Origin of the sequence: Brevibacterium sp. (genome assembly GCF_022712115.1) — a bacterium.
Lineage (GTDB): Bacteria > Actinomycetota > Actinomycetes > Actinomycetales > Brevibacteriaceae > Brevibacterium > Brevibacterium salitolerans.
In genome coordinates this window covers 12,484-30,554 of record NZ_JALAHB010000240.1, presented here as the reverse complement: position 1 = coordinate 30,554, position 18,071 = coordinate 12,484, and the positions used below count along the sequence as shown (strand labels likewise).

General features: G+C 69.3%; 14 protein-coding genes. 7 read left to right on the top strand and 7 right to left on the bottom strand.

Going from position 1 to position 18,071, the window contains the following annotated elements; genetic code table 11:
- Window positions 1–569: putative sulfate exporter family transporter (locus Q0A33_RS14400; protein ID WP_291798270.1), on the bottom strand; the 569-nt coding region annotated here is incomplete at its 3' end.
- Between the two features lie 94 nt (window positions 570–663).
- Here Q0A33_RS14400 and Q0A33_RS14395 point away from each other — a divergent pair.
- The 7 genes from Q0A33_RS14395 (at window position 664) to Q0A33_RS14365 (ending at window position 9,662) form a co-directional block, all read left to right on the top strand.
- Window positions 664–1,587, top strand: a complete 924-nt coding sequence (locus tag Q0A33_RS14395; RefSeq protein WP_291798267.1) for a LysR substrate-binding domain-containing protein — start codon at window positions 664–666, stop codon at window positions 1,585–1,587.
- A gap of 63 nt (window positions 1,588–1,650) precedes the next feature.
- Complete coding sequence (locus Q0A33_RS14390) at window positions 1,651–2,919, top strand: PLP-dependent aspartate aminotransferase family protein (RefSeq protein WP_291798265.1); 1,269 nt, start codon at window positions 1,651–1,653, stop codon at window positions 2,917–2,919.
- A 127-nt stretch (window positions 2,920–3,046) separates the two neighbouring features.
- Window positions 3,047–4,630: an ABC transporter substrate-binding protein gene (locus Q0A33_RS14385; RefSeq protein ID WP_291798261.1), complete on the top strand. Its 1,584-nt coding sequence runs from the start codon at window positions 3,047–3,049 to the stop codon at window positions 4,628–4,630.
- Window positions 4,627–5,589 (top strand): ABC transporter permease, encoded by a 963-nt coding sequence (locus tag Q0A33_RS14380; protein WP_291798258.1) that lies wholly within the window; start codon window positions 4,627–4,629, stop codon window positions 5,587–5,589. Before Q0A33_RS14385 ends, Q0A33_RS14380 begins: the two co-directional genes overlap by 4 nt.
- Complete coding sequence (locus tag Q0A33_RS14375) at window positions 5,586–6,539, top strand: ABC transporter permease (protein WP_291798255.1); 954 nt, start codon at window positions 5,586–5,588, stop codon at window positions 6,537–6,539. Before Q0A33_RS14380 ends, Q0A33_RS14375 begins: the two co-directional genes overlap by 4 nt.
- Window positions 6,539–8,494, top strand: a complete 1,956-nt coding sequence (locus tag Q0A33_RS14370; RefSeq protein ID WP_291798252.1) for an ABC transporter ATP-binding protein — start codon at window positions 6,539–6,541, stop codon at window positions 8,492–8,494. The genes Q0A33_RS14375 and Q0A33_RS14370 overlap by 1 nt, the downstream gene beginning before the upstream one ends.
- Complete coding sequence (locus Q0A33_RS14365) at window positions 8,478–9,662, top strand: serine hydrolase domain-containing protein (protein ID WP_291798249.1); 1,185 nt, start codon at window positions 8,478–8,480, stop codon at window positions 9,660–9,662. Before Q0A33_RS14370 ends, Q0A33_RS14365 begins: the two co-directional genes overlap by 17 nt.
- Window positions 9,663–10,090: 428 nt before the next feature.
- On the opposite strand, the gene dctP (Q0A33_RS14360) is transcribed toward Q0A33_RS14365, so the two are convergent.
- The 6 genes from dctP (Q0A33_RS14360) to Q0A33_RS14335 form a co-directional block, all read right to left on the bottom strand.
- Window positions 10,091–11,386, bottom strand: a complete 1,296-nt coding sequence (gene dctP, locus Q0A33_RS14360) for a TRAP transporter substrate-binding protein DctP (RefSeq protein ID WP_291798246.1) — start codon at window positions 11,384–11,386, stop codon at window positions 10,091–10,093.
- Window positions 11,387–11,584: 198 nt separating this feature from the next.
- The gene (gene dctP / locus Q0A33_RS14355) at window positions 11,585–12,886 is read right to left on the bottom strand and encodes a TRAP transporter substrate-binding protein DctP (RefSeq protein WP_291798242.1); all 1,302 of its coding nucleotides are present in this window, start codon (window positions 12,884–12,886) and stop codon (window positions 11,585–11,587) included.
- Between the two features lie 187 nt (window positions 12,887–13,073).
- Window positions 13,074–14,597, bottom strand: coding sequence for a TRAP transporter large permease (locus tag Q0A33_RS14350; protein WP_291798238.1), 1,524 nt, complete (start codon window positions 14,595–14,597; stop codon window positions 13,074–13,076).
- Between the two features lie 38 nt (window positions 14,598–14,635).
- A complete protein-coding gene (locus tag Q0A33_RS14345) occupies window positions 14,636–15,172 on the bottom strand; it encodes a TRAP transporter small permease (RefSeq protein WP_291798235.1) in 537 nt (178 codons plus the stop codon).
- 431 nt (window positions 15,173–15,603) lie between these two features.
- Window positions 15,604–16,764, bottom strand: a complete 1,161-nt coding sequence (locus Q0A33_RS14340) for an acyl-CoA dehydrogenase family protein (RefSeq protein WP_291798231.1) — start codon at window positions 16,762–16,764, stop codon at window positions 15,604–15,606.
- Between the two features lie 13 nt (window positions 16,765–16,777).
- The gene (locus Q0A33_RS14335; RefSeq protein ID WP_291798227.1) at window positions 16,778–17,920 is read right to left on the bottom strand and encodes a thiolase family protein; all 1,143 of its coding nucleotides are present in this window, start codon (window positions 17,918–17,920) and stop codon (window positions 16,778–16,780) included.
- Window positions 17,921–18,071: the final 151 nt, after the last annotated feature.

Below are 18,071 nucleotides of genomic sequence, written 5' to 3'. Positions count from 1 at the left end.
GTGTGCGGGTCGAGGCCCAGGGCCGCACCGGCCAGCGGGACGAAGGCGATCATGAGGGTGCCGAAGCCCACGACGAGGGCCACTGCCGCCGCCGCGTGCTCCTTGCTCGCCCGCACCGCCGACTGTGCCCCGGCGACCGCGGCGGCCCCGCAGACGGAGAAGCCGGCGCCGATGAGGAGGGTGGGGCCGACGGGGACCCGCAGCAGCCGGCCGCTGAGCAGCGCGGCCCCGAAGCCGAGGCCCACGACGAGGACCGCCAGCACGATTCCGCCGCCGCCCAGCGCCAGCACGTCGCCCAGCGCGAGCTGTGCGCCCAGCAGCACCACGCCGCCGCGCAGCAGGGTCTTGGCCGCGTAGCCGAGCCCGGGCTCCAGGGCGGCCGGCAGATGCACGGTGTTGGCGAGCACGGCGCCCAGCACGATCGCGACGAGCATGGGGCTGAGGGCCTCGGCGAGGGAGCCCAGGAGGAGGGAGACGACGGTGGCCGCGGCGGCGACGGCCAGGCCGGGCACGGAGGAACGCCGTGGAAGGGCTGCGCTGACGGGGCTGAGGAGGGAAGCTGTGGGCATGTCCGCCACTCTCCGCCGTCGGAAGAGCCCGCGGTAGACGGCGGATCCGGCCATATGCATACAGAATCGGTATGGGCTGTGGGAGGATGCGGGCATGCCCCTTCCCGTCCACGAGCTGCCGGACACCCGCGTCCTCGTCCTCCTCGTCCACCTGCTGCGCGCCGGCAGGGACGGGGAGATGAGCTCAATCGGCGAGGCGGCGCGGGCCGTCGGCCTCGCCCAGCCCCATGCCTCGCGCGCACTGCGGTCCTTCGAGGCGGAGTCCGGTCTGCGGCTGCTCGTCCGCACCCCGCGCGGCACCGTGCTCACGGAGCAGGGCCGGGCGGTGGCCGCCTGGGCGGAGCCGGTGGTCGACGGGCTGGTGCGGGTGCGCGACGGCCTCACCGCGCTGCGTCGGGAACGGGCGGTCGAGGTGAGTGTGAGCGCCTCCCTCACCGTCGCGGAATTCCTCCTGCCGGTCTGGCTGGAGCGCTTCCGCGCCGCTCGGCCGGGAGCGCGCGTGGCCCTCGAGGTGGCCAATTCGCTCGAGGTGGCCCGGGCCGTCCGCGCCTCCCGCGTGGAGCTCGGCCTCATCGAGTCCCCCGGAGCGCCGGAGGGGGTGGAGTCGCAGGTGATCGGCGAGGACGAGCTCATCGTCGCGGTGAGCCCCGGCCACCCCTGGGCCCGCAGGCGTGCGCCCGTGGGCGCGGCCGAGCTCGCCGCGACCCCGCTCCTGGTCCGGGAGCCGGGTTCTGGCACGCGTGATGCGGTGGACCGTGCGCTCGCCGGCTGGGGCGGGCCGGCGATCGCGGCCGAACACTCCTCCAATGCGGCGATCCGGGTCGCCGCACGCGCCGGGATCGCTCCCTGCGCGCTCTCCCGCCTGGCGCTGCACGAGGCGGTGCACTCCGGTGCCCTCGTCGAGGTGGCCCACGCGCCCGAGGTGCGCCTCACCCGCCCGCTGCGCGCGCTCTGGCCGGCCGGCACCCGCCCCCGCGGAGCCGCGGCGGAGCTGCTGGACCTCGTCCGCCAGAGGTGAGCAGCAGCCGGCGGGGGTGAAACGGCCCGCCGATGCACCTCGAGCGCGGTCTACCCTGTTCCCATGTCGCTCCCTGAAGATCCCCGCACTCCGCAGACCGCGAATCCCGCCGCCCCGCATTCCGTGCAGCCCCCGCACTCCGCGGCGCCGCCGTCCCTTCGTCCGGAGACCGTGGTCGTGGAGACCGCGAGACCGGCGCGGGAGGACGACGCGCCCGTGAACCTGCCCATCACCGTGTCCTCGACCTTCGTGGGGGTGGGGGAGCTGGCTGACGGCGGACGCGGCTACGGCCGGTTCTCCAATCCCACCTGGGATCCGTTCGAGGAGGCGCTCGCGCGGCTCGAGGGCTGCGAGCTCCCCGGCCTGCTCTACGGCTCCGGTCTGGCGGCCATCGCCTCCGCGCTGGAGCTCACTGCCCCCGGCGGCACCGTGATCATGCCCGCCCACACCTACCAGGGTGCGCTGGTGGGGGCGGAGGAGGCCGCCGCCAAGGGCCGGTTCGACCTCGTGACGGTGGACATCGCGGACACCGAGGCCGTCCTCGCAGCCCTCGCGGCCGCTAAGGCGAAGACGGGCGTGGAGCGCGCTGGGATCCTGGGTGATCATCCCGTGGTGCTCTGGGTGGAGAGCCCCACCAACCCCATGCTGGAGGTCGCGGACCTGCCCGCGCTGGTGGCCGGAGCGCATGCGCACGGCGCGCTCGTGATCGTGGACAACACCTTCGCCACACCGCTGCTGCAGCGGCCCCTGGACATGGGCGCGGACGTGGTGGTGCACTCCGTGACGAAGTACCTGGCGGGTCACTCCGACGTGGTCCTCGGTGCCGTGGTCACCGGCGACCCGCAGGTGCGGGCGGCGCTGCACCACGACCGCTCGATCCGCGGTGCGATCGCCGGCCCCTTCGAGGCGTGGCTGGCGCTGCGCGGTCTGCGGACCCTCGCGCTGCGCATGGAGCGGGCGTGCGAGAACGCGCAGGTGCTCGCGGAGCGCCTCGCCGGTCATCCCGCGGTGCGCGCCGTCCGCTATCCGGGACTGCCGGGTGATGCCGGTCACGCGCGTGCCCGTGCGCAGATGAGCGGCTTCGGGGCGATCATCTCGATCGACCTGGGGCCGGCGGGCGTCGCCGAGGCGGTCGTGGGCGCGTGCCGCCTGTGGACTCCCGCGACCTCCCTGGGCGGGGTCGAGAGCCTCATCGAGCGCCGCCGTCGTCACACGGCGGAGCCGGCCACGGTGCCGGAGGGGCTGGTGCGGCTGAGCGTGGGGATCGAGCACGTGGAGGATCTCTGGGCGGATCTCGAGCTGGCGCTGCGGGAGGCTCCTCACCAGCACTGAGAGTGCGGAGCGCGCCTGCCCTGAGAGCGCAGGGTTCCACGTCGCGAAACTCGTCTGAAGTTGCACATATTGCAACAAGCCTCTTACTGTGACGTACATCCCAACACAGGACAGGGGGCGATGAGCCATGATCCCACCGGAGCATTCCGGTCGATCGGAGCTGCGCAGACGCACGGTGCTCGGAGGCGGGCTGGGGCTGGGCCTCGGCATCCTGCTGGCCGCGTGCGGCGGCAGGCCCGCTGCGGCGCCGCAGGTGAACGTGCAGGGACCGCCCGTCTCCGGCGGCGAGCTGCGCGTGGGGTTCGTGGGCGGCGGCGCCTCGGACACCCTGGACGGCGCGGTCGCCACGAACCTCGGCGACATCGCCCGCGCCATCAACCTGTACAACACGCTGATGTACTTCGACCACGACTACACGCTGCAGCCCATGCTGGCCACAGCCGCGACGCCCAACGACGATGCGACCGTCTGGACCGTCCAGCTGCGCGAGGGCGTGAAGTTCTGTGACGGCAGACCTCTGCGACCGGAGGACGTGATCGCCAGCTACATGCGGATCATCGACCCGGACGACCCCAAGTCCGGCGCGGCCTCGCTCGCCCATCTGGACGAGATCGCCAAGACGGGTGAGAACGAGATCGAGTTCCGGCTCTCCGTGGCGGACTCCGCGTTCCTCAACAACTTCGGCTCCTACAGCAACATCATCGTGCCGGAGGACTTCGACCCGGCGGCTCCGGTGGGCACCGGCCCGTTCATGCTCGACAGCTTCACGCCGGCGATGTCGACGGTGATGGTGCGCAACCCCCACTTCTGGGGCGACGAGGGGCCCTACCTCGACGAGGTCAGCCTCCTCAACTTCAACGACACGGACGCGCTCATCAACGCGCTCCTGTCCAACCAGGTCGATGCGATCGCACAGATCCCGCCGGCGCTGGTCGAAGTGATCGGCGCGGACGAGCGCATCAACATCCTCGACTCCGTCACCGGCATGTACATGCCGTTCACCATGCGGGTGGACCGCGAGCCGTTCGACGACGTGAAGGTGCGGCAGGCCTTCCGGCTGGCTGTGGACCGGCCCGGCATGCTCGAACAGGTGCTCTCCGGCCGCGGCACGGTGGGCAATGACATGTTCGCCGTGTTCGGCGAGGGATATCCGAAGGACCTGCCGCAGCGCGAGCAGGACATCGAGGAGGCCAAGCGGCTGCTGGCGGAGGCCGGCTATCCCGACGGGCTCGAGGTGGAGCTGGTCACCGCACCCATCCAGTCCGGCGTGGTCGAAGCGGCGCAGGTGTTCGCGGAGCAGGCCGCGGAGGCCGGCATCACCGTGACGATCAACCGGATGGACCTCACCACCTACTGGACGGACTATCTCAACTACGACTTCTCCCAGACGTTCTGGTACACCCGTGACTTCCTGGGCCAGTCCAACGCCGGCATGATGCCGGACGCGCCCTTCAACGAGACGCACTGGGACGACGAGGAGTACATCGACCTGGTGGGGCGGATCCGCTCGGAGACCGACGACGCGAAGCGCCAGGAGCTCATCGGCCAGGCGCAGGAGATCCTCTACGACCGCGGCGGTCTCATCATCTGGGGCTTCGCCAATCAGATCGACGCCTATCAGAGCTACGTGGGCGGACTGGAGGAGGACCGGAGCGGTGTGCCGCTCTCCGGCTTCCAGCTGCACAAGGTCTGGATCGGAGAGGTCAAATGATCGCCAAGCTCATAGTCAGGAGGCTGGCGATCAGCATCGTCATCCTCCTCGCCGTCTCGCTGCTGATCTTCTGCGCCACGTTGCTGCTGCCCGGCGACCCGGCCCGGGCGATCCTGGGCCAGCAGGCCACCCCGGAGCGGATCGCCGCCCTGCACGCGCAGATGAATCTCGACGACCCCGCCTGGCAGCGCTACCTCATCTGGCTGGGAGGCCTGCTCACGGGCGACCTGGGCACCTCGGCCGCCTCCGGTCTGCCGGTGTCCCAGATGATCGGGGAGCGCGCGGGCGCCTCGCTGTTCCTCATGGTCATCGCCGCGGTGATCGCCGTCCCCGCGGGCATCCTGCTGGGCATCTGGTCCGCGCTGCGCCGCGGGAAGGCCGTCGACTCGACGATCACCGGCATCGCCCTCGTCCTCGCCGCGCTGCCGGAGTTCGTCATCGGCATCGCCCTCGTGGCGATCTTCGCCACGACGGTGTTCAACCTCCTGCCGGCCGTGACGATGGCCCCGCCGGGCACCAATGTCTGGGACTTCCCCAGCCAGCTCATCCTGCCCACGGCGGTCCTCGTCCTCGTCGTCACCCCCTACATCGCCCGGATGATGCGTGCCACGATGCTGGAGGTGCTGGACTCCGGCTACGTGGAGATGGCCCGGCTCAAGGGCGTGCCGGAGCGCCGCGTGATCCTGCGCCATGCGCTCCCGCACGCGATCGGCCCCGTCGCCCAGGTCGCCGCGATCCAGCTCGCCTGGATGGCCGGCGGCGTGGTCGTCGTCGAGTTCCTCTTCCGCTATCCGGGCCTGGGGCAGGCGCTCATCGACGCGGTGAACTACCGCGATGTCCAGGTCGTGCAGGCGCTGACCATGCTCGTGGCCGTCATCTACATGGTCGTGAACCTGCTGGCGGACATCGTCGGCATCCTGGCCGATCCCAAGCTCCGCACCGGAGGTGAGAAGCGATGACCGCGCACACACCCTCTCCTGAACAGGCCGCCGCACAGGGAGTCACATCGCAGGGAGCGCCCGTGCCGCAGGGGACCGCGGCCTCGGGCGCTCCGGCGGAGAAGCCCTCTCCCAGGAACACCGTCGTCACCCGCTTCTGGGCGCAGCGGCAGGCGAAGATCGGCACGGCGCTCACGGCGCTGGTGCTCGTCACCGCCCTCGTGGGACCGCTCCTGCTGCCCGGGGTCACCGGCTTCACGGCCACGGACTTCGCAGACCGGCCGTTCCAGGGCTCCGGCCTCTTCGGCACGGACAACCTCGGCCGCGATGTGCTCTCACGGTTCCTCGCCGGCGGTCTCACACTGCTCGTCTACTCGGTGCTGGCCACGGCTCTCGGCATGTTCCTGGGTGTGTTCTTCGGCATGGTCGCGGCCTACGTGGGCGGCTGGCTCGATTCGCTGCTCATGCGCGCCAACGACGTGCTGCTGGCCGTTCCGCAGCTGGTCTTCGCGCTGCTCGCCATCACCGTGCTGGGCCCCCAGCCGTGGGTGCTCGTCACGGTCATCGCGATCACGCACGCTCCGCGCATCGCCCGGGTGACGCGGGCCGCAGCGCTGGGCGTCATCAACGAGGACTACATCCGTGCGGCGGAGATGTACGCGATGCCGCGCACCCGGATCCTGTTCCGGGAGATCCTGCCCAACGTCACCGGGCCGCTCACGGTGGAGGCCGGCCTGCGCCTCACGTATTCGATCGGCGCCATCGCCTCGCTGTCCTTCCTGGGCCTGGGCATGCAGCCGCCGGCGGCGGACTGGGGCCTCATGATCAACGAGAACCGCATCGCGCTCGCGGTCCAGCCGTGGGGCGTGATGCTGCCGGTCCTCGCGATCGCGGTGCTCACCATCGGCACGAACCTGCTCGCGGACTCGATCGCACGGGCCTCGGCCACAGCCAACGTAGGGGACGAATGATGGCGCGCAGCACTGATTCCGGCACACGCACGGCCACCGGCACCCGCACCGCCACCGGCGCGCCCATGGTGGAGGGCTCCGCCTGGCACGACAGGGTGGCCGCCGGTGACACGATCCTCGACATCGACGCGCTGCGCATCTCCACCACACGCGGCGCGGAGATCCTCAAGGGCGTCGACATCCACCTGCGGCAGGCGGAGATGCTGGCGCTGGTGGGCGAGTCCGGCTCCGGCAAGACCACAGCGGGGCTTGCCGCACTGGGCCACTTCCGCAGAGGACTGGTCCACTCCGGCGGTTCCGTTACGCTGCATCCCTCCAATGCCACGGAGCCGGCGGAGATGACGGAGCTGGACGACGTCTCACTGCGCCGTCTGCGCGGCTCCCGGGTGTCCTACATCCCGCAGGACCCCGCGCTCTCGCTCAACCCCAGCATGCGGGTGGGGGAGCAGATCCGCGAGGTGCTGGACATCCACGAGTTCGGCACGAGCGCCGCCGAACGCACGGAGCGCGTGCGCAGCGTGCTGCGCGAGGTGGGCCTGCCCGACGACGACGCCTATCAGGGACGCTGGCCGCATCAGCTCTCCGGCGGTCAGCAGCAGCGGATCGGCATCGCGATGGCGTTCGCGATGTACCCGGACGTTCTCGTCCTCGACGAGCCCACCACCGGCCTGGACGTCTCCACGCAGGCGCTCGTGCTGGATACCATCCGGGACATGGTGCTGAAGAACAACGTCGCCGGTCTCTACATCACGCACGACCTCGCCGTGGTCGCGGAGATCGCGGACCGGGTGGCGGTGATGCTGCGCGGAGAACTCGTGGAGGAGGGGCCCGCCGCCGAGGTGCTGGGCGCACCCCGGCACGTCTACACGAAGACCCTCATCGCAGCTGTCCCGGACCTCGCCGGCCGGAACCGGATCAGCGAGTTCGAATCGCGGCGGAAGGCCGCCGAGGCCGCGGCCGCCGGTGCGGAGGCACCCGGCGGTGCCGCTGTGCTGGCTGCCGCGGATGCGGAGGGCGCCGAGGCCCCGGATGCGGAGGCCCCGGGTGCGGCAGAGACCCGACCGCCAGAGGCCGCCGAGCCCGCGGCCGCCGGTCCGGCGACGGTCCGCGAGCGCCCGGGCGGGACGCCTGCGGCCGGCGGGACGCCTGCGGCCCGTGAGCCGGCCTCGGGCGCGGGTTCTCCGGCACCGCAGGAGGCTGAACGAGAGGCAGTCCTGTCCGCACGCGGACTGTCACTGTCCTACGGCGAGAAGACGGTGCTGGACGGCATCGATCTGGACCTGCGCGCGGGGGAGTGCACCATGCTCCTGGGCGAGTCCGGTTCCGGGAAGACCACCCTCTCCCGGTCGCTCGCGGGCATCCTCGACTCCTGGACCGGTTCGCTGACCTACCGCGGAGAGGAGCTCGCGACCTCGACCCGCCGCCGTACGCTGGACCAGCGGCGCGAGATCCAGTACATCTTCCAGTCGCCGTTCTCCTCGCTCAATCCCCGCAGGACGCTGGGTGAGTCGCTGAGCGTGCCGCTGGAGATGGCCGGCGGACTCAGCGGTGCGCAGCGGCGCGAGCGGGTGGAGGAGGCGTTGGACTCCGTGCGGCTGGGACGGCAGTTCTACTCCCGCAGGCCCGGCGACCTCTCCGGCGGTGAGCGCCAGCGCGCCGCCGTGGCCCGCGCCCTGGTGAATATGCCGCAGGTGCTCATCTGCGACGAGATCACCTCGGCCCTGGACGTCTCGGTGCAGGCGAGCATCATCGACCTCCTCACCCGCCTCCGTGAGGAGCGCGGACTGTCCATGCTGTTCGTCACCCACAACATCGCCCTCGCCCGGCACGTGGCCGCGCGTGTGGCGGTGCTGAACCAGGGGGTCATCGTGGACGAGGGCCCCACGGACGACGTCCTCACCCATCCCACGCACGCCTACACGAAGGAGCTCCTCGCGAATGTCCCCACGCTCTGAGACGACCTCGGCAGCCCCGCACCAGCGGACCACGGCACACGCCGCGGACGGTCTCCCGGCCGGAGCCGCAGAACGGATCACCGAGGTGTTCTCCGCACACGTGCGGGAGAGTTCCGGCGGGCTGGCGTTCTCCCTCTACCGGGAGGGCAGGCCGCTGCTGCGCCTCACCGGGGGCGTGACGGAGCGGGACGGTGAGGAGCCCTGGAACGAGGACACCATGGCGGTGCTGTTCTCCGGCACCAAGGGGGTCGTCGCCACGCTCGCGGCACAGCTCACGGACCGCGGCCTGCTGGACCCGCAGGTCCCGGTGGCCGAGTACTGGCCGGAGTTCGCCGCGGCGGGCAAGGCGGACGTGCGGGTCCACCACGTGCTGTCCCACACCCTCGGCCTTCTCTACGCGGACCCGGAACCGGCTGCGGTGGAGGAACGTGTCGACAACGCGCGCATGGCGGAGATCCTCGCCGCGCAGGCGCCGCTGTGGGAGCCCGGCACCAAGGTCGCCTACCACGCCACCACCTACGGCTACCTCCTCGCGGAGATCCTGCTCAGGATCACGGGCAAGGGCGTCGGCGAACTGGTGCGCACCGAGCTGAGCGAGCCGTGGGGGCTCGACCTGCACCTCGGACTGCCGGAATCGGAGGAGCCGCGGGTGGCTCCCATCCACCAGGCTCCGGGCTATCGGGTGCAGACGTTCCTCCGGGACGACCCGGAGCGCCGCGCCGTCGTGGACCGCATGTACGGCGCGCTGCTGACGGGGGACGAGCCGCTCTACAACTCGCGCCTGTGGCATGCCGCGGAACTGGCCTCCGGCGGGGCGGTGGGCACGGCGGACGCGATGGCGAAGCTCTACTCCCTGCTCATCGCCCCGGAGGCCCCGCTCGTGTCCGCGGAGACGCTCGCGCTCTACACCCGCACCTGGTCCGAGGGGACGGACGCGGTCAACGACAGGCCGCTGCGCTTCGGGCTGGGCTACGAGCTCGACGACCCCATCGGCACCTATGGGCCCGTGCGCCCCGCATTCGGCCACACCGGTGCCGGCGGGGGACTGCACGGCGCCTGGCCGGAGCGCGGCCTCGCGTTCTCCCTGCTCACCAACGAGATGCAGAGCGAGGACGTGGACACCCGTGCGAAGGATCTGCTCGGAGCCGTGGCGGACCTGGACATCTGAGGCCCGGGCAGCTGAGAGCTGGGCGTCTGGGGCCTGGGCAGCTGAGAGCTGGGGGCCGAGAGCTGGGCTGCTGAAGACACGGAGACCCCGGGTATGCGCTTGACCGCCCACATGCAGATGGGCGGCGAAGCACATACCCGGGGTCTTTCGCATGCACGTCACCCCTGCGCCCTCCGTGAAGTTACGTCTGCGTAGCGGCCGTGGCGGGCGGCCGCTACGCAGACGTAACTTGGCTGGGCGCGGGGAGGAGCGTGGCGGGAGAGAAGCGCGGGAGCATGAGAAGTGAAGTGCCACTCCTGCGCTCCCGCGGCTTCTGCATGCTCCCGCAGCTGCCCACGTTCAGTGCGCCCTGATCGCGTCCCATGGCTGTCCAGCGCCGGACAGCCATGGGACGCGATAGTGAGGGAGCGGCTCATACGGTCAACCGCTCAGCTGGGGCGATGCTCCATCGCCTGACCCTTCTCGTAGCTGGCCTTGGCGTAAGGCATGAAGTCGGTTTCCGGGTCGAACCATTCGTCGAAGTCGGAGACCTCACCCTCGTCCTCGTAGCCCAGCTCTGCGAATTCCTCGGCCCAGCGCTCTTCTCCCTCCGCAATGGTGGCGAGGATGTTCTCGTCGATGTGGCCATTGCCGATGGCTTCCTCGGTCGCCTTCTGAGAGAACTCTCCGATGGCATCCTGGAGCTCGTCGTCGAACGCGGACACGTCTCCGCCAGCCTCCTTGGCCTGCGCGACCGCGGCGGCGTTGCCGCCGATCACAGCTTGCATACCACCGGAGCCTGCGAGCGCGTTGGAGTCGAAGATGATCTGCTGGTAGGCGAGCGGGAGCTCCTTGTACTTGGAACCGGCCAGGTAGGCGCCGGCCAGGCGCGGGATGCTCGCCGTAGTCGTATAGCCCAAGTTCGGAGCGACCTCGAAGATGCCGGACTCCGCGGACGGGACCAGCTGGCCCACGGTGCAGTCCACTGTGCCGCGCTGGAGGGCTTCGAAGGTCTCGGCGTACTCCATCGAGACAGGGGTGCCGCCCAGACTCTGGATCATCGCACCCTGGGCGCTGGAGCCGGCGCGAGCCTGCAGCCCCTTCCAGTCGTCTGTGCCATGGACCTCCTTGTTGCAGACGGTGTAGTAGCCGCCCGAGGCCGCGAGCGGGGTGAGGGGGGTGATCCCCTTCTCCTCGTAGGTGTCGAGGGCCGACTGATTCGACCAGCCGAGTTCGTTGCCCACTGCGTTGGCGACCAGTTCACCCACGAGAGGGGAAGCAGGCAACGCAGCCATCGCTGTTCCCAGATCGTTGATCGCAGGGAACTCGGCCGGGTCGTAGGGAGGCAGGGTGAACGCGACGTCGACGCGGCCGTCTGCCAGCGCGTCGTGGACCTCACCGTAGCTCGCGATGGCCTGACCCCAGACGATCTCGACCTCGATCTTGCCGCCGGAGCGCTCCTCGACCAACTCCTTGAAGACGGTGCCCGCCGGTGCCATGACGGAGTCGGGGGACGCGGACGAGGGCTGGAACTTGATCGTGACGGGGTCGAGGTCGGCGAGGAGTTCGTCGACCTCCTCCTGCGGTGCGTCGTAGGCGAAGCCCGCGGACTCCCCGCCGCCTCCGCCACCGGCGCTTCCGGCAGATCCGGCGCAGGCGCTCAGCGTGAGTGCGAGGGCTGCGCCGCCGGCCACCGCGGTCACGGCACGTGGCAGGATCGAATGGGACATCTTCACTGTCGTCATCTCGGCTCTCCTTTGAGTCGATCATGTGCGAGCACCGAGGTGCTCCGGGGTCTCAGCGAACCTGTCGCGCTGAGGCCGGGCGACTGCTCCGTCGCGCCGGAAGCTGTGGGGAGGATGTGCGCCGCCGTGTGCGACGACGCACATCCGGGAGTTCCGAGGACTCCGTCGAGTGCCTCGGTCTCGGGTCCGCGCAGTGCGTCAGGACGGACGGTGGGGGAGGAAGACCTCGTCGAAGATCGCCTGACCCATCGGGCGGAAGTCGGACTCCTGGTCGTACCACTCGTCCATGTCAGCGGTGGTGCCGCCGTCCTCGTAGCCCAGTTCCTCGGCTTTGGCAGTCCACTTCTCCTGGGCGTCCAGGACAGCGGCCTCCAGATCGCCCTCGATCGGGCCGGCCTCGTTGATCGCCGCGAGGTTCTCTTCGTTGAACGAGGCGATCTCGGACTGGAACTCCTCCGGGAACTGCTCGATCTCACCACCGGCTTCCTTTGCCTGCCGGATGCCGTCCGCGTTGCCGCCGATGGTCGTCATCATCTGGCCCTGGAAGTAGTCGGCGTAGGAGTCGAAGATGACCTGCTGGTAGGCAAGCGGCATGCTCTCGAACTTGGAGCCCACCACGAGGGCACCGGGAGCACGGGAGAAGCTCGTCTCCGTCATGTAGCCCACGTTGGGGGCCACCTCGAAGATGCCGGATTCCGCGGACGGCACGAGCTGGCCGAGAGTGCAGTCGACAGTGCCGCGCTGGAGCGCTTCGAAGGTCTCCGTGTATTCCATCGACACCGGTGAGGCCCCCATGTGCGAGATGAGCTCGCCCTGTGTCTTCGAAGCGATCCGCACCTGACGGCCCTTGAAGTCCTCCTGGGACATGCCGGTGTCGTTGCAGACGGAGTAGTAGCCGCCCGAGGCCGTGAGCGGGGCGATGGGGCGGATGCCCTTGTCCTCGTACTCGGCAAGGATCTCCGGCGTGTTCCATGCGACGTCGAGTGCCGTCGCATTGGTGATGAGCTCGCCTACGAACGGGGACGGGTTGGTGCCGCCCAGGGCGTCGCCGAGGGCGTTCACCGCCGGGTACTCCGCCGGCTTGTACACCGGCAGCGAGTAGGCGAGGTCCACTCGTCCGTCCGCGAGCGCCGAGTCGAGCTCGCCGTAGGGGGCGATGGCCTGTCCCCAGACCATGTCGACCTTGATCTTTCCGCCCGAGCGCTTTTCGATGGCCTCCGCCAGCACGGTGCCGGAGGGGGACTGGACGGACGCCTGCGAGGCTGCCGAGGGCTGATAGATGATCTCGATGGGATCGAGATCTGCGAGCGCCGCGTCGATCTCGGCCTGGTCCGCACCGACCTCATAGCCTTCCCCGCCGCCGGCTCCGCCGGAGCCGGCATTGCCAGCCGACCCGGCACAGGCGGAGAGAGCAAGGGAGAGGACGGCGATGCCGGCCGTGGCGCCTGCCAGACGGCCGGCGGCCGGGGCAGTGCGCGGAGAGGATGTGTGCAGTGACATGGTGTGGGTTCGCCTTCTGGATTCTGTTTCTGTGTGCCCGCGGCTTGCGCAGCGCGCGGTCTGGGGGTGGTCTTCGGGAGAAAGTGGCCCGGCCTGGCCTGGCCAGGACGGCCGCCCCGCGCGCGGAACGCGGGCGAGGGCGGACTCACCGTACTCGCCCGCGTTCCGCGGCGGAATTAGCCGGTGGCTACTCCGTCGCTGTGGCTCCGGCTGCCCGTTCCAGCAGTGCCGGCAGCCATTCCGTCATCTGCGGTACCGCGATCATGATGATGAGGAACAGCACCGCGACCGGCAGGAACCAGACGAGAGCGGTCCACACGTCCTTGAGGGTGATGTTCTGCCCCAGATTGACTTCGGGGTTCTTCGAGATGTTGTGGACGATGAAGGACAGGATGCCCACTGGGGGAGTGATCATGCCCAGCTCGCCCAGCAGCACGACGAACACGCCGAACCAAAGGGGGTTCACTCCCATCTCCGCCAGCGTGGGCAGGAGGATCGGGATGGTGAGCAGCATCATCGACAGAGTGTCGAAGAACATGCCCATGACGAGGTAGAGCAGCACCAGGATGAGCAGGAAGCCCACGCGGTTGAGGCCCAGACCCACGATGAAGTCCGTGATCACCGGAGCGAGGCCGGTGATGGCAAGCAGGCGGGTGAGCATCTCCGCACCGATCATGATGAAGAAGATCGCTGCGGTTGCGGACACCGTTGACATGGCCGCATGCCCCACCTTGGAGACGGGCTTGTCCTTGCGGGTGTAGAAGATCGTGAGCAGCAGCGCGGTGAGAGCAGCGGCGGCGCCGGCCTCGGTGGGGGTGAAGGCGCCGGAGAACATGCCGCCGAACAGCACGAGCATGATGACCGGGAAGCCCCAGATCTCGCCGAGTGACTGGAAGCGCTCCTTCCAGGTGATGACCCGCTTCTCGCCTCCGGCATCCTTGCCGCGGCCCACGAGCTTGGGAGCGAAGACGCCCAGGCAGAAGATGAAGAGCCCGAATGTGACGGCGATGAGGATGCCGGGGACTGCGCCGGCCATGAGCTGCGGCCCCACGGGTACGGAGGCGATGCCCGCATAGACCACCAGCAGGATCGACGGCGGGATGAGGCCGCCGGGCAGACCGGAGACGATGACGGTGCCCACAGCCACGCGCTTGTCGTAGCCGGCGCGCAGCATCTCCGGGATGCCCGCCCGGCCCAGGGTGTAGGTCATGCCGATCGTCGAGCCGGAGACGGAGGCCAGGCCCGCGCCGGCGGCTGTGGTACCGATGCCGATGCCGCCCGGCAGCCAGGAGAACCAGCGGTCCGTGGCACGGTAGATGCGAGTGGCCATGCCCGACTGAGCCAGGAGCATGCCCATGAAGATGAACATGGGCAGGACGGAGTAGGACCACTTGGACACCGAGTTGAAGGGTGCGGTGGAGAGGATGTTGACGGTCGCCGGGATGCCTGCGAGCCCGTACACGCCGACGAGGCTGGGGATCGCCAAGGAGATGGCGACCGGGACGCCCATGAACATGAGGACGAGCATCATGCCGATGCACCACATACCTGCGGCAGGCCCGGAAGAGGAGGTGAAGAAGCCCACCAGAGTCACGGCCAGCAGGCCGAAGCAGATGAGGAGGGCCTTGAGGCTGAGCTTCTGCGAGCCCCGCCGTGCGGAGGGGAACAGCGAGGGCGTCGTTGCGCTCGGAGCGGAGGAGGTTTCGGTCATGGTGTTCCGTTCGTCTGCCGTGTCAGTCGGGATGCGGCTCACAGCGGGGCCTCGGTGGGCTCATTGCTCACGGTCTCACCCGTGAGCGGATCGACATCGGACCGGCCCGTGCGGGCGATGACGACGATGTCGAGGATGTAGAGGACCAGCAGCATCAGGAAGACGAGCGGGACCAGGTAGTACACGGGCCAGGTGATGATGTCGGTGACGCCGGCCGTAGATCCGATCTGGGTGTTCTTCATGGCTTCTTCCAGCCCGAACCAGGCGAAGCCCAGGCTGATGAGCGCACCCACGGCACAGGCGAAGATGCGGAAGACGTTCGCTGTGCGGGCGTTGAGGTTCTCGAGCATGATCGTCACCGTGATGTGCTCCTTCTGCAGATGCGCAGCAGGGATTCCCAGGAGCGCCACGGCAGGCAGCCACCAGAAGGCGACGATCTCGTTGGTGCCGTAGAGAGGGGCGTTGAAGAAGAAGCGCATGAGCGCGTGCGCGACCACATGGAGCATCATCGCGATGACTGCGACGCCGGTGATGGCGGACAGCAGCCGGTCGATGAGCTGATTCAGGTTGTGCATGAGAAGCCACCTTTGCCTTCAACTGTTCTGTCGCGGACCGAAGGGGTCAGGCCGCGGACGACGTGGATGAACTTATCGAATGATCATCACACTTGCAATGCCGTGTCAGGAGAATCTGAGGAAGTTCTCGATTTGTGATGCAGGCAACACTCTAGAGTGCGACGGAAGGGTCTGGAGCCGGGGCTGTGAAGGGGCTCGTGCCGGGGAGGCGAAGGGTCCCGCGCCGTGGACATCCATGGGAACCGTGCCGCGGAAATTCATGGGAACCGAAGCGGCCCGGTGCCTGTGCCGCAGGCGGCCTGCATCCAGGCCCCGCGGAACCCGCCCATATGCAAGTTACGTCTGCGTAGCGGCCGCGGTGGGCGGCCGCTACGCAGACGTAACGTGGGGAGTTGGGGGTGCGGTTCCTGCGCCCGGGTGGGCGGAGGGCCTCAGCGGTGGCGGGACTTGATGTCCTTGCCGATGATGTGCTTCATGACCTCCGTGGCGCCGCCGTAGATCGTCTGGATGCGGCTGTCGCGGAACGCCCTGCCGATGGGGTACTCGAGCATGTACCCGAACCCGCCGTGCAGCTGGAGGCACCGGTTGATGATCTCCAGCTGGAGCTCCGCGGCGACCATCTTCGCCTTGGAGGCGTCCACCGCGGTGAGGTCGCCGTCGTTGAGGGCGAGTGCGCACTTGTCCACGTAGGCCTCGACCGCATCCAGGCGGGCCTCCATCTCCGCGAGCTCGAACTGCGTGTTCTGCAGATCGCCGATGGTGCGGCCGTAGGCCTCGCGGCTGAAGACGTACTCCGCCGTGCCATCGAGTGCGGCGCGCGCTCCCGCGATGGCACCGGAGGCGATGGTGAGCCGTTCGTAGGGCAGGTTCACCATGAGATGGATGAAGCCCTTGTTGAGCTCGCCCAGCAGCTGCGACTCCGGCACGCGGACGTCCTCGAAGTTCAGCTCCGAGGTGTCCTGCGCCGCCAGCCCCACCTTGTCGAGGTTGCGGCCCTTCGTGAAGCCGGGCGCATCCGCGTCCACGATGAACAGCGAGGTGCCGCGCGAGCCCTTGGCGTCCGGATCCGTGCGGGCGACCACGACGACGAAGTCGCAGTTCTGGCCGTTGGTGATGAAGGTCTTGGCGCCGCTGATGACCCAGTCGTCACCGTCGCGCACGGCGCGGGTGCGGATGTTCTGGAGATCGGAGCCCGCGCCGGGCTCCGTCATCGCGATGGCGGAGATCAGGTCGCCCGAGGCCAGCCCCGGCAGGTACTTCTCCTTGAGGTGGTCGGAGCCGAAGGCCGTGAGGTAGCCGGGCACGATCCCGTCGGACACGCCCCAGCCGCCGGTTGCGGAGCCCACGCCCCGCTTGGCGACCTCCTCCGCGCGGACCATCTCGAAGCGGAAGTCCTCGATGCCCCCGCCGCCGTACTCCTCGGGGTGGGAGAAGCCGATGACACCGGCCTCGGCGGCCGCCTTCCACATGGAGCGGTCGACGATCTTGGCCTCCTCCCACCGCTCGAAGTGGGGCACGACCTCCTTGTCGAGGAAGGCGGCCACGGTGGTGCGGAAGTCCTCGTGGTCCTGGGTGTAGAGATTCCTCTTCACGTCTCGTCCTCTCTCAGAGCAGCTCGAGGATGGTGGCGTTGGCCTGGCCGCCGCCCTCACACATGGTCTGCAGGCCGTAGCGGATGCCGTTGTCCTGCATGTGGTGAAGCATCGTCGTCATGAGGCGCGCGCCGGAACCGCCCAGCGGGTGGCCCATGGCGATGGCACCGCCGTTGGGGTTGAGCCGGGAGGCGTCCGCGCCCAGGTCGTTGAGCCAGGCCAGCGGGACCGGGGCGAAGGCCTCGTTGACCTCGAACACGCCGATGTCGTCGATGCTCAGGCCGGAGCGCTCGAGCGCCTTCTGGGTGGCCGGGATGGGTGCGGTGAGCATGATCTTCGGGTCCGCGCCGGCGAGCACGGCGGTGTGGACGCGGGCCAGCGGCTTGAGCCCCAGCTCCTTCGCCCGGTCGCCGCTCATCATGAGGAGCGCGGCGGAGCCGTCGGAGATCTGCGAGGCGTTGCCGGCGTGGATGACGCCGTCCTCCTTGAAGACGGTGGGCAGCTTGGCGAGCTTCTCCAGGGTGCCGCCGGCGCGGATGCCCTCGTCCTTCGTGACAGTGCCGTGCTCCGTCTCCACGGGGATGATCTGGCTCTCGAAGCGGCCTGCCTCCGTGGCGGCCTGGGCCAAGGCATGCGATTCGAGGGCGAAGGAGTCGAGCTGCTCGCGGGAGAAGCCCCACTGCTCCGCGATCATCTCCGCGCCGATGCCCTGATTGGGGCGGGCGCCGTCGTAGCGGGCGCTGAACTTCTCGCCGTAGGGGCTCTTCCCCTGGGAGGAGGAGCCCATGGGATTGCGGGACATCGACTCGACGCCGCCGGCGATCGCGATGTCGTACTGGCCGGAGACGATGCCGGCGGCCGCGAAGTGCACTGCCTGCTGCGAGGAGCCGCACTGGCGGTCGACGGTGACGCCGGTGACGGACTCGGGGAAGCCGGCGGACAGCGCTGCGGTGCGGGCGATGTCGCCGGTCTGCTCGCCGGCCTGGGTGACGCAGCCCCAGATCACGTCCTCGACGAGGCCGGCGTCGATGCCCGTGGTGGCGACGATGTCCTCGAGGACGAGCGCGGAGAGGTCTGCGGGGTGGATGCCGGAGAGCACGCCGTCGCGCTTCCCCGTGGGGGTGCGGCGGGCGGCAACGATGACTGCGTCCTGCATGGGATTCTCCTTCGAATGGGCCGGACGCCTCCGCGCCCGGCATGCTTGGCGACGCACCTGTCGAGACGGTACTTATCGTGCGTTCAGCTTCACATATCGCCTCAAACCAGTCAATATGGACTGGTGCGGTGGAAGGCGCCGCAGATTCGCA

Coding starts and splice junctions, on each gene's coding strand:
- dctP (WP_291798242.1), bottom strand. CDS start 12,886: ATGTCACTGCACACATCCTCTCCGCGCACTGCCCCGGCCGCCGGCCGT.
- Q0A33_RS14380 (WP_291798258.1), top strand. CDS start 4,627: ATGATCGCCAAGCTCATAGTCAGGAGGCTGGCGATCAGCATCGTCATC.
- Q0A33_RS14345 (WP_291798235.1), bottom strand. CDS start 15,172: ATGCACAACCTGAATCAGCTCATCGACCGGCTGCTGTCCGCCATCACC.
- Q0A33_RS14375 (WP_291798255.1), top strand. CDS start 5,586: ATGACCGCGCACACACCCTCTCCTGAACAGGCCGCCGCACAGGGAGTC.
- Q0A33_RS14370 (WP_291798252.1), top strand. CDS start 6,539: ATGGCGCGCAGCACTGATTCCGGCACACGCACGGCCACCGGCACCCGC.
- Q0A33_RS14365 (WP_291798249.1), top strand. CDS start 8,478: ATGTCCCCACGCTCTGAGACGACCTCGGCAGCCCCGCACCAGCGGACC.
- Q0A33_RS14395 (WP_291798267.1), top strand. CDS start 664: ATGCCCCTTCCCGTCCACGAGCTGCCGGACACCCGCGTCCTCGTCCTC.
- dctP (WP_291798246.1), bottom strand. CDS start 11,386: ATGACGACAGTGAAGATGTCCCATTCGATCCTGCCACGTGCCGTGACC.
- Q0A33_RS14335 (WP_291798227.1), bottom strand. CDS start 17,920: ATGCAGGACGCAGTCATCGTTGCCGCCCGCCGCACCCCCACGGGGAAG.
- Q0A33_RS14350 (WP_291798238.1), bottom strand. CDS start 14,597: ATGACCGAAACCTCCTCCGCTCCGAGCGCAACGACGCCCTCGCTGTTC.
- Q0A33_RS14390 (WP_291798265.1), top strand. CDS start 1,651: ATGTCGCTCCCTGAAGATCCCCGCACTCCGCAGACCGCGAATCCCGCC.
- Q0A33_RS14385 (WP_291798261.1), top strand. CDS start 3,047: ATGATCCCACCGGAGCATTCCGGTCGATCGGAGCTGCGCAGACGCACG.